The sequence below is a fragment of the uncultured Campylobacter sp. genome (genome assembly GCF_938045465.1).
In the GTDB taxonomy this organism is placed as follows: Bacteria; Campylobacterota; Campylobacteria; order Campylobacterales; family Campylobacteraceae; genus Campylobacter_B.
In genome coordinates this window covers 1-16676 of sequence record NZ_CALIBF010000093.1, presented here as the reverse complement: position 1 = coordinate 16676, position 16676 = coordinate 1, and the positions used below count along the sequence as shown (strand labels likewise).

At 47.8% G+C, this 16676-nt stretch carries 15 protein-coding genes; 6 read left to right on the top strand and 9 right to left on the bottom strand.

What is annotated here, in order from left to right; all coding sequences use genetic code 11:
* From Q0413_RS04520 to thiC, 5 genes are all read right to left on the bottom strand, one after another.
* On the bottom strand, nucleotides 1-517 hold a 517-nt coding region (locus tag Q0413_RS04520), incomplete at its 3' end, for a hypothetical protein (protein ID WP_298987738.1).
* Between the two features lie 82 nt (nucleotides 518-599).
* The gene (locus Q0413_RS04515; RefSeq protein WP_298987737.1) at nucleotides 600-1625 is read right to left on the bottom strand and encodes a hypothetical protein; all 1026 of its coding nucleotides are present in this window, start codon (nucleotides 1623-1625) and stop codon (nucleotides 600-602) included.
* A gap of 1016 nt (nucleotides 1626-2641) precedes the next feature.
* Complete coding sequence (locus tag Q0413_RS04510; RefSeq protein ID WP_298987735.1) at nucleotides 2642-2764, bottom strand: hypothetical protein; 123 nt, start codon at nucleotides 2762-2764, stop codon at nucleotides 2642-2644.
* A gap of 244 nt (nucleotides 2765-3008) precedes the next feature.
* Nucleotides 3009-4103: an Mrp/NBP35 family ATP-binding protein gene (locus Q0413_RS04505; RefSeq protein WP_298987734.1), complete on the bottom strand. Its 1095-nt coding sequence runs from the start codon at nucleotides 4101-4103 to the stop codon at nucleotides 3009-3011.
* Nucleotides 4100-5407 (bottom strand): phosphomethylpyrimidine synthase ThiC, encoded by a 1308-nt coding sequence (gene thiC / locus Q0413_RS04500; protein ID WP_298987739.1) that lies wholly within the window; start codon nucleotides 5405-5407, stop codon nucleotides 4100-4102. Before thiC ends, Q0413_RS04505 begins: the two co-directional genes overlap by 4 nt.
* 217 nt (nucleotides 5408-5624) lie before the next feature.
* On the opposite strand from thiC, the gene ispF reads away from it, so the two are divergent.
* From ispF to Q0413_RS04475, 5 genes are all read left to right on the top strand, one after another.
* A complete protein-coding gene (ispF, locus tag Q0413_RS04495) occupies nucleotides 5625-6947 on the top strand; it encodes a 2-C-methyl-D-erythritol 2,4-cyclodiphosphate synthase (protein WP_298987732.1) in 1323 nt (440 codons plus the stop codon).
* On the top strand, nucleotides 6944-7807 hold the full coding sequence (locus tag Q0413_RS04490; RefSeq protein ID WP_298987730.1) for a response regulator: 864 nt from the start codon (nucleotides 6944-6946) through the stop codon (nucleotides 7805-7807). The genes ispF and Q0413_RS04490 overlap by 4 nt, the downstream gene beginning before the upstream one ends.
* The gene (locus Q0413_RS04485; RefSeq protein WP_298987729.1) at nucleotides 7785-9692 is read left to right on the top strand and encodes a hypothetical protein; all 1908 of its coding nucleotides are present in this window, start codon (nucleotides 7785-7787) and stop codon (nucleotides 9690-9692) included. Before Q0413_RS04490 ends, Q0413_RS04485 begins: the two co-directional genes overlap by 23 nt.
* A 726-nt stretch (nucleotides 9693-10418) precedes the next feature.
* Entirely contained in the window at nucleotides 10419-10955 is a 537-nt protein-coding gene (locus Q0413_RS04480) for a phosphatidylglycerophosphatase A (protein ID WP_298987727.1), read from the top strand.
* A gap of 598 nt (nucleotides 10956-11553) precedes the next feature.
* Nucleotides 11554-12261 carry an alpha/beta hydrolase gene (locus tag Q0413_RS04475; RefSeq protein WP_298987725.1) on the top strand — a complete coding sequence of 236 codons (708 nt, stop codon included), beginning with the start codon at nucleotides 11554-11556 and terminating at the stop codon, nucleotides 12259-12261.
* A gap of 488 nt (nucleotides 12262-12749) precedes the next feature.
* On the opposite strand, the gene Q0413_RS04470 is transcribed toward Q0413_RS04475, so the two are convergent.
* Genes Q0413_RS04470 through Q0413_RS04460 form a run of 3 tightly spaced genes read right to left on the bottom strand, consistent with a single transcriptional unit; the run spans nucleotide 12750 to nucleotide 13707 of the window.
* A complete protein-coding gene (locus Q0413_RS04470; protein ID WP_005871318.1) occupies nucleotides 12750-13217 on the bottom strand; it encodes a hypothetical protein in 468 nt (155 codons plus the stop codon).
* A complete protein-coding gene (locus Q0413_RS04465; protein WP_005871317.1) occupies nucleotides 13214-13450 on the bottom strand; it encodes a hypothetical protein in 237 nt (78 codons plus the stop codon). The genes Q0413_RS04470 and Q0413_RS04465 overlap by 4 nt, the downstream gene beginning before the upstream one ends.
* Nucleotides 13447-13707, bottom strand: a complete 261-nt coding sequence (locus Q0413_RS04460; protein WP_177388007.1) for a hypothetical protein — start codon at nucleotides 13705-13707, stop codon at nucleotides 13447-13449. Before Q0413_RS04460 ends, Q0413_RS04465 begins: the two co-directional genes overlap by 4 nt.
* Nucleotides 13708-13776: 69 nt before the next feature.
* On the opposite strand from Q0413_RS04460, the gene uvrB reads away from it, so the two are divergent.
* Nucleotides 13777-15753: an excinuclease ABC subunit UvrB gene (gene uvrB / locus Q0413_RS04455; RefSeq protein WP_298987723.1), complete on the top strand. Its 1977-nt coding sequence runs from the start codon at nucleotides 13777-13779 to the stop codon at nucleotides 15751-15753.
* 569 nt (nucleotides 15754-16322) lie between these two features.
* Here the strand turns inward: uvrB and Q0413_RS04450 are convergent.
* Nucleotides 16323-16496, bottom strand: a complete 174-nt coding sequence (locus Q0413_RS04450; RefSeq protein WP_298987721.1) for a hypothetical protein — start codon at nucleotides 16494-16496, stop codon at nucleotides 16323-16325.
* Nucleotides 16497-16676 lie beyond the last annotated feature (180 nt).

Sequence of the window (16676 nt, the reverse complement as noted above, 5' to 3'; positions counted from 1 at the left end):
TTGCCGATACCATAAAAAGTATTTTTATATCTTTACAATCTTTAAGTACTGATGATATATACATAACATAAAATATTATTGCAAGTATCGCAAAGAAAGTCGTAAAAGAATTGTCATTATGCCCAAAATAACAACCTATAAAAAATACAACAATTACAAGAAATATATTTATAAAGATGTAGAGGGAACCACTATCGTGCCACTTATATAAAAGACACCTATCAACATTAGGGTTGGATTGCGTTATGCGCATACAAGCACCCAAAATAAAGAATCCGTATGCACATATTAAAATTATAACTGCATAAATACCTGCAAGTAAAAAAATCCATATATTACTTACATTAAAAATTTCGTAACTAAAAAATCTGTTACCCCTCATATAAGTAATCACAAAAGTAAAGCCTGCAATAATGGAAAGTATAAGTGCTATTGAAAAAATTAATTTTAAAGTAACTGAAATTCCCTCATAAATTTCTTTTAGCTTATCAAAAATGCTTTTAAGACTTTTAGGCATCTACTTCTCCCATAAAATACAAATCAATCAAAAAATTATATAAAATTTTACTCATTTTTTCCTCCAAATTTTAAATTCCATCCTACCTAAACACATCATCCATCGGTGTGCTTTCGCATTTCTTGCGGTCCGCTTCTACCGAGAGTAGGCGAGCTTTGCTTTCGTCTAAAATTTTTGGAGTGATAACAAGCCCCGGCAAATCTAAGGAATTTACGGCGTGCTTGCCGGCAAATGCCCCCAGGCCTCTGCCAAATATCCCGTTTACGCGCCCGTTCATATCATAAATCTCGCTGCCGTCGCAGTGAAAGACATTGCCAGAGATGCACTCGCATTTAAGCCCATCCGCAGCCTCTGTGTATCTGTAATCCTCGACGTAAAGCGCACCGCTTACGCCACGGACGCTACTAATGGGATTGTAAATTAACACGGCTAGAATTTCGTTATTTTGCGGATTTGAGATCTCCCACTCCACGGCGCGATATGAGCTAAGCAGTAGCACGATGGGCTTATCGGATTTAGCTAAATTTAGCTTGACGCGATTATTCATCTGCGCGCTTTCGTAGATCGCGCCCAGCCACAGATCGTAGTCCTTATCCGCAGGGATCTTGGCTACGGCGTCTTTTTGACGATAAAAGGGCTCTACATCTTTAAAATCCACGAAAAGCTCGCTGGAATGCGCGTCATTTAAAAACCACGCTTCGATCTTGTGCTTGCCCTTGCTAAATTTATACGTAAGCGGGCGCTTTTGATTGCTAGATGTTCCGCCTAGCACGTCCGTGCCATCTACGGCGATTACCAGCGTAGACCAGCCGTAATCTCCTAGCACCATCTTTTCGATATCGGCGTCGAAATTAAACTCGCCGACCCAATACGCCATAAGATTTGGAGATGGAATTTCATGGAAGGAATTTCCTTCATAATTGACGCTGATGCGATCGACGTTTTCAGAGAAAACCACTTTCTTAGGCTCATCTTTATTCAGATAAAACGCCAAAAACTTATCCTGCGGGATCTGCGCGTCCGTGGTAATCTCTTTCGCCCATTTTTGCATATTGCTCTCTTGCGCGAACGCCGCAAATGCAAGCACCAAAATAATCAAAAACCTCATTACCGACCTTTCTTATTTCGTATAAAAGTAAAATCCATAAACCTAAAAGCCCTAGGCTTAGGGATTTTGCCGCCTTGGCTCCACAGCCTATACGAATGAAATTCCAGCTGCTTAAATTTCAGCTGCGCGAGAAATTTCCTTGCCGCGACCGTTACGGATAAAATTCCATCCCAAATAAACTCTACAGAGGCTTTCGCAGATAAACTACACCGCCATAAAGCTCGGCGAAGTAAAAATTTAAACTAGCGCAATGCTGCGACTACCACTAAAAAGCTAGGCGCGATAAAATTTCAAGCCTAAAATTCATATTTTAAAGCCCCATCTTAAAATTTTAAAACAGAGCTTTAGCGATAAAATTTCACATTTTAAAATTCTGCGGCAAAGCTTTATGCTTAAAATTTTACATTTAAAACTCCAAGGCGGAATTCTACGGCAAATTTTACCTCGCTGAATTGCGCGTTTGGAATTTAATTTTCGCCGTAAAATTCTGCGCTTAGAATTTTATCTGAACCCTCACACAACGAAGCTTGGGTAAAATTGTAGCTCGAAATTTCAAACTACGAAATTTTGTCTGCCCAAATTTTGCGAGCGCTATAAATTTGCTCAAAATCAAAGCGGAATTTCAAGCTCTAAAATTTAGTATAAAAACTCGCGCTACGAAACTCTACACGAAATTCTATACACAAAAATTTTACTGGCACCATAAAATTTCGCCGTAAAATCACTTCAAAATTTCGTGGCGAAATTTTAACGCAAAATTTCGAGCTTCAAAATTCAGCATGAAATTCCAAGCCGCGAAACCCGCGTGAAATTTTGCCCGCGAAATTTACGGGCAAAATTTTATGACGGATTTGTATAACGAAATTTTGCGAGCACTATAAAATTTGCAGCGAAATTAGGCGTGAAATTTCAAACTATGAAATTCCGCGTTGAATTTCAATCTGCAAAATTCAAGAGAAATTCGACGCCGCGCCCGTCAATGCCCTAATTCGAGCAGGCGCTCTTACATTACATTCTTAATCTCCATTAAATTCATGACCGCATTTATTGCATTTATAAGAAGCCCGTGCATCATCAATTGCCTCACCAACTTTATTACCAACTACTCCTCCTGCAGCTGCTCCAGTTAAAAAACCCATAGCTCCACCGGCTACAGCTCCTATGGCAGTTCCGATACCGGGCATGATTGCAGAGCCAATTGCAGCACCCGCCGTCGCTCCAGCCGTTGTGCCACAATAGCCTGCCGCCCCCCCCCACTGCAATTCCCGTACCGGTTCCTACGACTTTGCCGGTATTATCCAAAACAACATATTCATTCGTTCCACAATGTGGGCATTTTGGTTTTTCTTTCATTTTTTTACTCCTTATAATTTCAAAATAATCCTAATTCGAGCAGGCGCTCTTGCCGTCCATCACCGGCTGGATCGCGGAGTTGTCCGCTAGCTCCTCGCGATCGATCTTCTCGATCTTCTCCCACAGCTTGCGCGCGGCATCTTCGTAGCGCTTCGCACTTAAAGAATCCGGCGCGTAGAAGCTCACCGGCTTGCCGCTGTCGCCGCCCTCGCGGATAGCGATCTCGATCGGGATCTCGCCGATTACTTCGGTATTGTATCGCTGCGCCAGCTTTTGCGCGCCACCGCGACCGAAGATATCGTACTCCTTGCCGTTATCTGGGCAGATGAAGCCGCTCATATTCTCGATAAGGCCTGCGATCGGGATGTGGAGCTTTTCGAACATATCAAGCCCGCGTGCGCTATCGTCCAGCGCGACCGTCTGCGGCGTCGTGACGCACACGCCCGCCGTCACCGGCACGCTCTGAGCGAGCGTAAGCTGCGCGTCGCCCGTGCCCGGAGGCATATCCAAAAATAGCACGTCCAGGTCGCTCCACGCCACGTCTTTTAGCAGCTGCTCGATCGCCTTCATTATCATAGAGCCGCGCCAGATAAGGCTCGCGCCCTCCTCCATCAGCACGCCCATGCTCATCATCTCCACGCCGTGGCTTAAGATCGGCTTTAGCTTCTGCCCCACGACGCTTGCTTGCGTCTTATCCTCCCCCAGCATTCGCGGCAAGTTCGGTCCGTAAATATCGGCGTCCAAAATCCCCACCCTCTTGCCGAGCTTTGCCGTGCTGATGGCTAAATTTAGCGTCGTCGTGCTCTTGCCTACGCCGCCCTTGCCGCTGCTGATCATCACGAAATGCTTGATCTGCGGCGCGATATTTTTACCGCTGCGAGAGTTGCTCTTTTCCTCGGCGATCTTGGGCTGTTTGATTAAAATTTCCACGTCCGCGCCAAGCACCTTTTGCACCGCCGATCTGAGCTCTGCGGCGATCTCAGGCTTGGCGCTGGGGATTTCGATCCCTACGAAAATTCTATCGCCGATCTCGACCTCTTTTACAAATCCAAAATCCACGATGCTTTTAGAAAAGCCCGGATAGATCACGCTTTTAAGCAAATTTAAGACTTCGTCTTTACTCATTCTTTCTCCTTATTTTCGGTTAAATTTCTACTGATTTTATATGCGCAAAATTTCGGCCCGCACATCGAGCAAAACTCCGCGCCTTTATAAATTTCATCGCCCAGGCTCTCGTCGTGCAGCTCGCGCGCATGCGCAGGATCGAAGCTAAGCTCAAACTGCCTGTTCCAATCAAAATTATACCTCGCATCGCTCATCTCGTGATCGCGCTCTATCGCGCCCGCTTTGCCTAGCGCGATGTCTGCGGCGTGAGCGGCGATCTTATGCGCGATGATACCCTCTCTGACGTCGCTTGCATTGGGAAGCCCCAGATGCTCCTTTGGCGTTACGTAGCAGAGCATGCTAGCACCGCAATACGCAGCCATCGTCCCGCCGATAGCCGAGCTGATATGATCATAGCCCGCGCCGATATCGGTCGGAAGCGGCCCCAGCACGTAAAATGGCGCGTCGCGGCAGAGCTTGCGCTCTAGCTGCATATTTAGCTCGATCTCGTTAAACGGGATATGCCCCGGCCCCTCGATCATCACCTGCACGTTTTTTTCATTCGCGCGCAGGGCCAGCTCGCCTAAAATTTCAAGCTCGCTAAGCTGCGCTTTGTCGGTTGCGTCGTATAAGCAGCCCGGGCGCAAGCCGTCGCCTAGAGATAGCGATACGTCGTAGGCGGCGCAGATATCGCAAATTTCATCAAACGCTTCGTAGAAGGGGTTTTGCTTATGAAATTTCATCATCCACGACGCTATCAGCGAGCCACCTCTGCTTACGATACCCATCTTGCGACGGGAAAGCAGCGGCATAAACTCGAGCTTAAAGCCCGCGTGGATCGTGAAATAATCCACTCCCTGCCGTGCTTGCTTCTCGATCGTGCTAAGAATAGCGCTCGTTTTTAAATTTTTAATATCGCCCAGCTCATGGATCATCTGATAGATCGGCACCGTGCCTATGGGTACGGGCGAGCGCTCGATTATCGCGGCGCGGATCTCGTCCAAATCGCCGCCCGTGCTTAGATCCATCACCGTATCGGCGCCGTACTTTAAGCAGACCTCAAACTTTTCCAGCTCGCCCTCAATATCGCTCGTCGTGCCCGAGGAGCCGATGTTTGCATTGATCTTGCACCGCAGCGCGCGCCCGATACCGACGGGTTTTAGGCTTTTGTGATTAACGTTTGCGGGGATGATCGCTCTTCCTTGCGCGATAAGATCACACAAGACCCGCACGTCCATGCGCTCGCTTTGCGCGACCTCTCTCATCTGCGGCGTCGGCTCACCCTTTTTTGCAAAATAGATCTGTGATACGCAGCTTTCGGTCATTTTCGCCTCGCTTCTTAAAAATGCGCGTATAATATAACAAATTTCATTAATCCTTACTTTTCTTTTGCCGTTTATTTTCGTAACGTAAGCTGAAATTTCGCCGCCGCGCCGCGTAAATTTACGCCTAAGTTTAAGATATTTTAGCTCGCAAGCCGCGATTAATTTTGCTTTCATTTTTAATACGTATAATTTCGTAACAAAATTTCAAGGATAAAATTTGAAAGATATATCGCTGATTTTGCTCGCCGCGGGCGATTCGAGCAGGTTTGAGCTGAGCGTCAAAAAGCAGTGGCTGCGCGTGGGCGAGCTGCCGCTTTGGCAATACGTCGCGCAGAGCATTGCGCGGGCGCACACATTTAAAAAAATCATAATAGCCGTAAACGAGGAGGACGTGGGCTATTGCGAGCGCCTCTATGCGTGCAGCTCGGCTTCGGCGCGCGGCAAAAGCGCAGAGTGCGACACGAGCGAGTATAAATTTCAAAGAAAGCAGGGCGGGATCGAATGCGGCGCAGACGATCTAAACGACGCAAGCAAGCCGCAGAGCGCGGAAAATTTTAAAGCTCAAGTCGAATGCAACGCGTATGAATGCGGGCCTGCGAATTTAAAATTTCACTTCGCCCCCGGCGGTGCAAATCGCCAAAGCTCGCTAAAAAACGCGCTGCAGCTCATAGATAGCGAGCTCGTGCTCGTAAGCGACGTAGCCCGCGCACAAATTTCGCCAGGGCTAATCTCTTCGCTGATACGAAATTTAGGAGGCGCAGACTGCATCAGCCCCTATCTTGGCGTAAACGACACGACCTACCTCGGCAAGGACGTAGTTAAGAGGGAGGATCTACGCCTCATCCAAACGCCGCAGCTCTCGCGCACGGCGCTGCTTAAAAAGGCGCTTGATGGAAGCGAAGCTTTTACCGACGACAGCGCGGCAGTCGGCAGCGCGGGCGGACGATTAAAGTTTATAAAAGGCGAAGCGGGCGCACTTAAGATCACGCGCGTAAGCGATCTGGCGGCGTTAAATTTAAAACCCTGCTCGCGCGATATCTTTTGCGGCACGGGTTACGACGTGCACGCGCTTGAAAAAGGCGCGGGCATCGTGCTCGGCGGCGTGAAAATTCCGTGCGAGTTCGCGCTGATCGCGCACAGCGATGGCGACGTAGCAATCCATGCCCTAATCGACGCTATTTGCGGCGCAGCGATGCTGGGCGACATCGGTGAGCTCTTCCCAGACAGCGATGTCAAATTTAAAGGCGCTGACAGCAAGGAGCTGTTACGAAATGTAATGCGGCGCGTCAGAGGCTACGGCTACGAGCTCGTAAATGCCGATATTACGATCATCGCGCAGCGCCCGAAGATCGGAGCCTACAAAGCGCAGATGCAAGAGGTTTTAAGCGAAATTTTAAACTGCGCGCGCGTCAATGTCAAAGCGACCACGACCGAAGGGCTGGGATTTACGGGCAGAAGCGAGGGCATCGCCGCTCAGGCTGCGGTAAGCTTGAAATTTTACGACTGGCAAAAGCACGCAGTAAAGGCGCGGGGCGCATGAAAATTTTAATAATCGAGAGCGAAAGCTATCTTGCTCAAAGTATCGCAAACAAGCTCGGTGCGCTGGGACATGAATGCACTAACGCGACGAGTTTGGCGGCCGCGGCGGGCCTTACGGAGGAGTTTGAGGCGGTGCTGCTCTCTACGAGCTGGAGCGGCGCGAGCTTTTATCCGCTGATCGAGAAATTTAGGCGCTCGATCATAATTTTGATGGTCGCCTACGTCGATAGCGAAACGGTGCTAAACCCCGTAAAAGCGGGCGCTACGGATTATATCCAAAAGCCCTTTATGATAGAGGAACTCATCAAAAAGATCGAGCACTACGCGCAGTTTCGCTCGCTAAAATCGCAAAACGAAGCCTACGAAGCGTTGCTTAAAGAGATCTCTCTTTCGTGCGAAATACCGCCCGCGCGTTTAGCGCAGATAAAATTTCCGCTTCTTTTGCGCGGCGATGCGGCAGCGCGAGCTGCGGCGGTATTTAAGATCGCGCTTGCGCTAAAATCGCGCCTTAAAATTTTATCCGCACAAGACCCTGAGCCGCTAGAATGCGGCGCGGAGATTTTTTACGCACCAGATTTTGATAGCCTAAGCGGCGCACAGAAGGAAAAATTTCTAAGCAAAACCAAATCCATGCGCCTAATTGCCGGATCCATCGGCGCGCAAAAGGGCTTTAACGACGAAATTACGCTTGGCAGCAGCAAAGAACGCAGTGAAATTTTAAGCATCGAAGAATACGTAAAGCTCACGATCGTAGCGCACCAAGACGAGTATTTCGACTCCGATCTGGCGGCGGCACTTGGGATTTCGCGAAAATCGCTTTGGGAGAAAAGGAAAAAATATGGCATCGCAAGAAAAAAATAGCCGCGCGCGCTCGGCATGGATCGCAGACGGGACAGAAATTTCACGCGATACCGGCAATTTAAACGAAATAAAACCGCTTGAAAGTGAAGGAATTTTAAGCGGCATAAAAACTCTAAACATCGCAAAAGCTTCGAGTGACGCGGCGCAGAATTTAGAAGCGAAGCAAAATTTAAAAGCATCACAGAGCTCAAAAGCAAAGCGTGATTTAAAAACGATGCGGAATTTAAAAATGTCAAAAGCGAGCAATGCTAGAAAAGATGAGGTGCAAGCTAAGGGAGCGGCAAGAAATTTAAAAGCAGAGCAAGCCGGAAGCGAGAGCAAAGGCGCAAATAATAGCGCAACGCAAATCCGCAAGATAGTGATCTCGCGCTCCGACCTAAACGTCTTGAGCCTACTCGCAAACGGCGCTTTCGGCAAGAGCTGCGAGCTACTGCGCCCAAGCAAGCTAAGCGTATGCGGCATAAATTTCGTTTTTTCCTGCGCGGACGCAAAAAAGGGCGATATTTTGGAGCTTTATCTTAGCAAGGACGGCATAGCTGAACACGCCAAAAATTCGCTTAGCGGCGAGAGCGGCGCGTATTTGCTAGCCAAAGGATCGCTCAACTTGCAGGATGGAGTTTCTGCCGCGGCGCAAAACGAGCAGAATTTTGCAGAAAGCGGCACGGATTTCGCGCGCACTGCAAGTGCGCAAAGCGCTATAAACGCCACAAGCGAGGGCTTAGACCATATAGAAAGTCTTGCTGCGTGCTATGATCAAACTTTTACTCGCAGCACAGATGTAAAATCTGCAAACAACGCCGCTTTGGATTTGGAGAAAAGCTCCAGTGAAAATTCTGCGGTAAATTCCGCGCAGAGCTTTGCCGAAAATTCCGCACTCAATCGCGTTTGCAGCGCAGATGCAAAATCCGTAGCAAATTCGGCGGGAAATTTTATCTCAAATTCCACCGAAAATTTCATCAAAAATTCCGCTGCAAATCCCGCCTATTATGAGCTTGTCGCGCGCATAGACGTTAGCGACGTTTATGCTCCAAGCGCAAGCGAGGTCGCAGGCTCAGTATTTCAAAACGCGTACGCAGAGCAAACTGCGGTGCAAGGGCGCATCACGCTGCTAAAAAATGAGCTTGCAGAGCAAATCGCGCGCATAAAAAAAGTCGCAAGCTCGCTTGCCGCGCCTAAAATTTCAGCGTTTTTTACCTGTGCCGATCCGATCCACCGCGTGCATGAGCGGCTGATTAGGCATATGATCGATAAGGCGGATTTCGTGGTGATTTTTTTAACCGGCACGAATAGCACGGATGCCCTGCCCTACGAACTACGCAAAAAAACGCTAAGCTATTTGCTGCAAAATTTTTTGGTTGCGCAACGCGCCATGATGATCGATCTGGGCTCGCTTGCGATTTTTGACGACAAGCCCGCACTGCAGTGCGCAATCGCAAAAAATTTAGGTATAAACAAAATAATTTTTGGGCAAAATCACGCAAATATGGAGCTATTTTTCGAAGGCGGCGGCGTGCATTCGGTGCTGGACGAGTATCAAAAGCGCGGCGAAATCGAAATTTTGCTGATGCCCGAATACGTCTATTGCGAGAAGTGTAAGGTGCTCGTAAGCACCAAAAACTGCCCTCACGGCGCTCATCATCACGTGCATTACCGCACTCAAAATCTCAAAGCTCTGCTGCGCGCGGGGATTTTGCCGCCCGCGATTTTTATGCGTAAAGAGATCTCGGCGATGATTTTAAGCGAGCTTTTTCCCGCGCGGTTTTCAGATCTGCAAAAGCTCTACGACGAGCTTTTTCCAAACAGCGGGATCTTGCAGAGCCACGGCGAGAGCGAGTTTTACGAGCAGCTGATGCAGCTGTATCAAACCAGCGCGCTAAAGACGTAGCGTTTGAGGGCGCAACGCAAAAAATGACGTGGAATTTGCGGAAGCTAGGCAGAGGGTAAAATTTCGCGACGTTAGAATTTACGGCGGCTAGACGTAAAGTAAAATTTCATAGTGCGGAAAGAAAGGACTGCGCGGAATTTTGTAGAATAAAGAGCGGCGGGCAGAATTTGGCGTAAAATTTTGTAGCGCGACGAAGCTAAATTTTTAAAACAAGCGGTGCGGTAAAACGAGCTTTAAATTTTAAAGCTTCGGCTACGTAGCAAATTTATAACGACGCAATAAAATCATGCGGCGAAGCGAATTTAAAATTTTAAGGCGCGGCATATGCGTAAATTAGCAGTGTAGCGGATCTAAAATTTAAGCTTTCGGCAAGCAAGCTTAAAATTGCGGTTGCTGCGAGTTACAGCGCAAAACTCGGATGCAGCGCAACGACTGCTCGCTCGCGCAAAATGCCGTGCGTTGGCGGACGGATTTGAAATCTCCGCGCAAGCGAGCAAAATTTTAAAATTTTTACGCAAATGAGTAGAATTTTAAAATTCCTACGCTAGTGAGCGAAATTTTGTGACAAGCGGGTAGAACTGATTTCGTGTAGGCGGGCGAAATTTAAATTCTATATGCACGAACAAAATTTAAAATTTCCTCGCACGCGCAAACGAAATTTAAAATTTTCGTGCGCGAGCGAATGCTCTAATTAAAATAAGCGGTAAAATTTTAAAAAGGAAAATTATGGATAAAATTTTCGTTACATTTTTCGGCGCGGGGCTACTAAAGCCCGCGCCCGGCACCTGGGGCAGCATCGCAGGCTGGATAGTAGGTCTTGCGATTTTGATGCTGGCGGGCGAGGTAACGCTGTTTTTATGCGCTGGCCTCGTCTTTTTCGTCTCGCTTAAGATCGTAAGCGATTACGAGAAGCGGACCTGCTCGCACGATAACGGCGAGATCGTCATCGATGAAGTCGTGGGGGTGTGGATCGCGATGTGCGTCGCCGCGCCCGCGGGCGAGATCTTTTCGCTGCCGCTGCGGGAGCTGATCGCGGGCTTTGAGAGCAGCAGGATATCGATCGTCGCGATGATTTTGGCGCTACTGTTTTTCAGGGCATTTGACATCCGCAAACCCTCGATCATCGGGCGCGTGGATCGCGACATGCCGGGCGGACTCGGCGTGATGCTGGATGACGTGCTGGCGGGCTTTTTCGCGGGGCTTGGGGTTTTGATAGTTATCTCTTTGGGGGTCAAGCTCGGCGCCGCGGGATTGATTTTTTAAGCTTTTTTAGGCGAGATCGCAGCAAACACAGTGCGATTGCGGGCGCTATCAAGCACCGAAATTTTAAAAACCGCATCTTGAGCGGGCTTATGAATTAGCGCAAATTTTAACTTCTGAGGCGCGAGCCCGCTTGAAATCTGAAATTTAATCGGTATTTATTCGCGTAGCCTGCAAATAAAGCAGGCGTAAAATTTTAAAATTTTGCACGAGTCGCGATAAAATTTGCGTGGCCTTAAATTTTAAATTTCGCAGCTTGCAGAATTCTACGACATAAAAATTTTAAGACGCAAATTTTAGGGCGCGTGCAATTGCGATACAGAATTTCGTAGCAAGAATTTTTGCAGCCTGACAGCGCAAAATTTCTACGATATAGAATTTTAATTGCGCTGCAAGAATCAAAATTATGCCGCCTGAAATTTCGTGCGGCTAAATTTTAAAACAAAGCGGCAGGTGCAGCTCGCGCGTAAAATTTTAAAATTTATCGCTAATCGCAGGCAGCCTAGCGGGGCGTGCTATTAAATTCCAGCAATATTTATGGTTTTGCTTGTAGCATTGCCGCAAATGCGGGTATCGGCGCAAAAATTTAAAGGAACGAAAAATGCAAAAGAGTGCTATTGAGATACGCGGCGTTCCCGCCACCGTTTGGGGGAGCCGCTCAAAAAAGGTTTATATCTACGCTCACGGGCAATGCGGAAGCAAAGATGATGCGGAGCTTTTGGCTTCCGTCGTTGGCGAGCAAGGCCGGCAGGTTATTAGCTTTGACCTGCCCGGGCACGGACAGAGGCGGCACGAGCCCGCTTCTTGCGATCCGCGACGCGCTATTTTGGAATTTCTCGAAATTTTATCGTATGCAAAGAAGCGCTGGGACGAGGTCGCGCTGTTTGCCGTTAGCCTAGGGGCATGGCTCGGCCTGCAAAGCTTCCGCGACGAAAAGCTTAGCGACTGCCTCTTCGTCTCGCCGATACTTGATATGAAATACGTTATTTCAAATATTATGCGTAGGGCCGGCGTTAGCGAGGAGAGATTGAAGCAAGAGCGGATGATTTTGACTCATGTCGGGCAACCGCTTTTTTGGGAATATTGGAGTTTTGTTTTGAACAATCCGATCACTAAGTGGGAAACGCCCAGTAGAATTCTATACGCAGAAAACGACGATATGACGCCTCTTTGTATCGTTAGAAATTTCGCGCAGAAGTTCGACTGCGACTTAAGCGTTATGAAAAACGGCGAGCATTGGTTCCATACGCCGCAGCAGTTAGATTACTTACGCAGATGGATCAAATCGGCGGTTGAGAATCAGCGATAAAATTCTATGAAAGACTTTTAAAACCCGCGCCCAAGCCCGCGCCGATGAAATTCCGCGCATTTTCGGGGTATAAATTTCATAAATTTAAGATGATCTTGATATTTTGCTTTAATACGCTTATTTTATAAGGCGCTTTTCGCAGATCCAGCCACAGCTCACATCGCCGCGCAATGCGAGGGGCATAGCTTCAAAGCACCCATCTCATAAATTTAACCGCAATGGCATAAATCACGACCGCTATGAATTATAAACTAAAATATGATTAAAATTTTAGCCGATAGGCTGTCAATACAAATGCAAAAATACTGATTTAAAAGCATAAATTTTTAGAAAAAATACCTATAAAGATGGAATTCTTGAAATCTTGGCATGTTTTTGGCAAGAGGTGCGAGCCGACGCACGGCTACGCACTTCAACTAGCACTATCGCGCTTATGCTACACGTACGCTTTACGAATCCATAGCAGTCGCGCGATTAAATTTTAAAAATTATTTGCCTATCCTAAAGCCATTTAGCTTCATATAAGTCGTATCTTTATGAAATGCTTCGCAGCGCTCCCTGTTGCGGTTGATGTTCTCAGTTGTGAAGAAATAGCCATCACTATCTTGACGCAAGGTGATCGTCGCGCAAAAGATCATATCGTTTTTGAGTTTCGGTCCTACGCCATAGGTAAAGCTTTGATTGACTGCTAAGCTACGTGCCAGATCGCTATCACTAAACTGCCTGGAGCCCGTCATACTCTTTAGCTCGCGAAAATTTCCTTGATTTAGGTAGTCGCGTTGTATATCTTTAAATACGCCTTCAAGCTCGACCGCATAAGCTTTTACTAAAACCTCATCCTTAGCACCGCTTAATTTAGGATATATTATTTTTACTATCACGAAAATTATGATCGCTAAAAATATTATTCCGCTAACGCCGCCGCCTACTGCCGCACCTTTTCTCATTTTCATCATTTTACTCCTTCGTCGATGTCCTTTACCAAGGCATCTATTTTTTTATTAAGCATAAAATTTTCATAGCTTTTTTGGATATAGGCTTCAAGCAGTTCGCCCGCATCCAAATGATCGCTGCCACGAGTTAAAATCCGCCAGTCCCTACCGAAGACCTTCGCAAAGTCATCATCCAGGCTTATCGCGTATTTTTTCGTCAAAGACTTACTCGTCAGCTGAACCGAAATTTCTTTCATTTCTCGCCTAAATTATCGCCTGCCAAAATATCGTCGATCTGCTTGCTTAGATCCTCATCGCTCATCTTGCGATATGCCAGATCATTTTCAAGCGTGCCAAGCTGCATTCCCAAAGCCTCGTTTTGCGCCTTGACCGTCGCTAGCTCTGTGCGTAGCTTTTCGTTCTCGTCTCTAGCTTCGCTATAGCGTCTAATCAGCTCAGCTACTTTATTGCTTAAGCCCTCGACCTTTTTCTCTTCGTCAAAGATTGATTCCATTATTTCGCCTTTTCTGATATAATTTAAATGAAAATATTACCCAATTTTGGCTTTAAAAAAGGAAAAATTTTGCAAAATTTTAAAATCGAGAGCAAATTCTCCCCGAGCGAGGATCAAGAAAAAGCGATCGAAGGCATCGTCGCGGGCTTTCAAAGCGGCAACAAATACCAAACTCTTCTCGGCGTTACCGGCTCGGGTAAAACATTTACTATGGCAAATATCATCAAGCGTCTTGAAATTCCAGCGCTCGTAATGACGCATAATAAATCTCTCGCGGCGCAGCTTTATAGCGAATTTAAGGGCTTTTTCCCGCAAAATCACGTCGAGTATTTCATCAGCTACTACGATTATTATCAGCCCGAGGCCTACATCCCCAGGCAGGATCTTTTCATCGAAAAGGACAGCGACGTAAATCAAGAGCTCGAGCGATTGCGACTAAGCGCTACTGCAAGCCTGCTAAGCTTCGACGACGTCATCACAGTGGCGTCGGTTTCGGCAAACTACGGCCTGGGCGATCCCGCCGAATACAAAGGCATGGTGCTGTTTTTTGAGATTGGATCAAAATTTAGCACTAAATTTTTGCTTCGTAAGCTCGTCGATATGGGTTACAAGCGCAACGACGATTTTTTTGATCGCGGGAATTTTCGCGTAAACGGCGACGTGATCGACATCTACCCCGCGTATTTTAACGACGAGGCTTTTAGGATCGAGTTTTTCGGCGACGAGATAGAGGCGATGTATCATCTGGACGTGCTGGAAAACAAAAAGACGCAGAGCGTCAAAAAATTTATTCTCTACCCGACGAGCCAGTTCATCGTGGGCGAGCAGCGTCTGAAGTCGACGATCAAAGGGATCGAGGAGGAGCTTGAGCAGAGGCTGAAATTTTTCGAGGACGCGGGCAAGCTCGTCGAGGCACAGCGGCTGAAAGGGCGAGTGGAATTTGACCTTGAGATGCTGGGCGCTACGGGGATGTGCAAGGGGATCGAAAACTACGCGCGCTATCTGACCGGTCAAAAGCCGGGCGAGACGCCCTATTCGCTCTTTGATTACTATGAGAGCAAGGGCAAGGACTACCTCGTCATCGTCGATGAAAGCCACGTGAGCCTGCCGCAGTTTCGCGGGATGTTCGCAGGAGATCGCAGCCGCAAAGAAACGCTCGTGCAGTACGGCTTCCGCCTACCCTCCGCACTTGATAACCGCCCGCTGATGTTTGATGAGTTTATCAATAAAAAAGCTAAATTTCTATTCGTCTCCGCAACACCAAATGATTACGAGCTGGACCTTAGCCGCGGAGCCGTATATGAGCAGATACTGCGTCCGACGGGACTACTCGATCCGCAGATTATCTTAAAAGACAGCGACAACCAGGTCGAAATTTTACACGATATGGCAAAGGATGTCATCGCGCGCGGCGAGCGGATCTTAGTGACCGTGCTGACCAAAAAAATGGCGGAGGAGCTGAGCAAATACTATCTAGAGCTTGGGCTTAAGGTCAAATATATGCACTCGGACATCGATGCGATCGAGCGCAACGAGCTCATCCGCGGCCTACGCAGCGGCGAATACGATATGCTAATCGGTATAAATCTGCTCCGCGAGGGGCTCGATCTGCCCGAAGTAAGCCTTATCGCGATCATGGATGCCGATAAGGAGGGCTTTTTGCGCTCGCGCACCAGCCTTATTCAGACGATGGGGCGAGCCGCGCGAAACGTGAACGGACAGGTCGTGATGTTTTGTAAAAAGATCACCGCTTCGATGCAAGAGGCGATCGACATCACCCAAAAACGCCGTAAATTTCAAGATGAATACAACCGCGCTCACGGCATAACCCCGCATTCTGCGAGCCGCAATATCGAGAATAGCCTAAAGATCGAGGACGGCACCGAAATTTTAAGAAAGGGTGCCAATTTAGAGAAGATGCCTGCCGCCGAGCGCGCCAAGATCGTAAAGGAGCTCCGCAAACAGATGCTCGAAGCCGCAGCCGCTCTGGAGTTTGAAAAGGCCGCGGCGCTACGCGATGAGATCGCAAAACTTAGGAAACTGTAAGCCACAAGGCTCGAAACGCCCTGAAATTTCGTCGCGGAATTTGCGCGTTAAATTCCACTTGGCGGAACATTAAATTTGCGCGATCTGCGCGTTAAATGCTACGAGGCAAAGCGTAAAATTTAGTCGTGAAATTCTGCGAGAGCAGTTTTAAAATTTACTCGTTAAATTTAAGATAGTTTGCGCGCGAAATTTATACATCGATTTTTCTCGCTAAATTTACACTCCGCGCCCTTGCTGCACCGGACGCCCGATCCGTAAATCTACGCACCGAACTTTTTGCTCTCGCTAGCTTTCTTATCCGCAAATTTATACAAGAAATTTGCGCACCGAGCTTTTTGTTTCAGCTCGCTTTCGATCCACAATTTACGAGCCTGATTTGCGGCAGCCCGCACTACCCCACTCTATACCGCCGCGCGCCTTTACGCTTTTTTCTCGCTTTTTTGCATCTCTCTGCACCCATCTTCGACTTTTTCCCGCGCGCGCCCTGCGTTTAAATTCTGTCGCTTCGCTCGCTCAATCCGTAGCAGCTATGAGCGGGCATGCGTCTAGACGCCGGATTTTCGCGCTTTTTACGCGCCGTTGTGCGCGGATACTTTCAAAATTTTACGTAGAATTCCAAGCCTGCCCGCACCTACATTCGCGCCGCCGTCATAAACGCTCGCTTTGAGGGCACGAACGAGGGATTTGCGCGACACGGCGCGGGAAATGAAATTTAGACGCTGCAGTGCGCCGCAAAATTTCAAAACGACAACGAGCCGCGATTAAATTTATCCGCGGGAGTGCGCCATAGTGCGCCGATTTGCGCGCTGCGTAAATTTTAAAATTACCTCTAAATTTAAAATTTTATCCGCGGTTAATACTCTCTGCTAAGCTCTAAATTTTCCACGCGCAGCGGTCTTTCGCCCTCGAAAATCACCCCGATG

Coding starts and splice junctions, on each gene's coding strand:
- Q0413_RS04465 (WP_005871317.1), bottom strand. CDS start 13,450: ATGAAAGAAATTTCGGTTCAGCTGACGAGTAAGTCTTTGACGAAAAAA.
- Q0413_RS04470 (WP_005871318.1), bottom strand. CDS start 13,217: ATGATGAAAATGAGAAAAGGTGCGGCAGTAGGCGGCGGCGTTAGCGGA.
- thiC (WP_298987739.1), bottom strand. CDS start 5,407: ATGACCGAAAGCTGCGTATCACAGATCTATTTTGCAAAAAAGGGTGAG.
- Q0413_RS04510 (WP_298987735.1), bottom strand. CDS start 2,764: ATGGGTTTTTTAACTGGAGCAGCTGCAGGAGGAGTAGTTGGTAATAAA.
- Q0413_RS04515 (WP_298987737.1), bottom strand. CDS start 1,625: ATGAGGTTTTTGATTATTTTGGTGCTTGCATTTGCGGCGTTCGCGCAA.
- Q0413_RS04480 (WP_298987727.1), top strand. CDS start 10,419: ATGGATAAAATTTTCGTTACATTTTTCGGCGCGGGGCTACTAAAGCCC.
- Q0413_RS04475 (WP_298987725.1), top strand. CDS start 11,554: ATGCAAAAGAGTGCTATTGAGATACGCGGCGTTCCCGCCACCGTTTGG.
- Q0413_RS04505 (WP_298987734.1), bottom strand. CDS start 4,103: ATGAGTAAAGACGAAGTCTTAAATTTGCTTAAAAGCGTGATCTATCCG.
- Q0413_RS04460 (WP_177388007.1), bottom strand. CDS start 13,707: ATGGAATCAATCTTTGACGAAGAGAAAAAGGTCGAGGGCTTAAGCAAT.
- Q0413_RS04490 (WP_298987730.1), top strand. CDS start 6,944: ATGAAAATTTTAATAATCGAGAGCGAAAGCTATCTTGCTCAAAGTATC.
- Q0413_RS04485 (WP_298987729.1), top strand. CDS start 7,785: ATGGCATCGCAAGAAAAAAATAGCCGCGCGCGCTCGGCATGGATCGCA.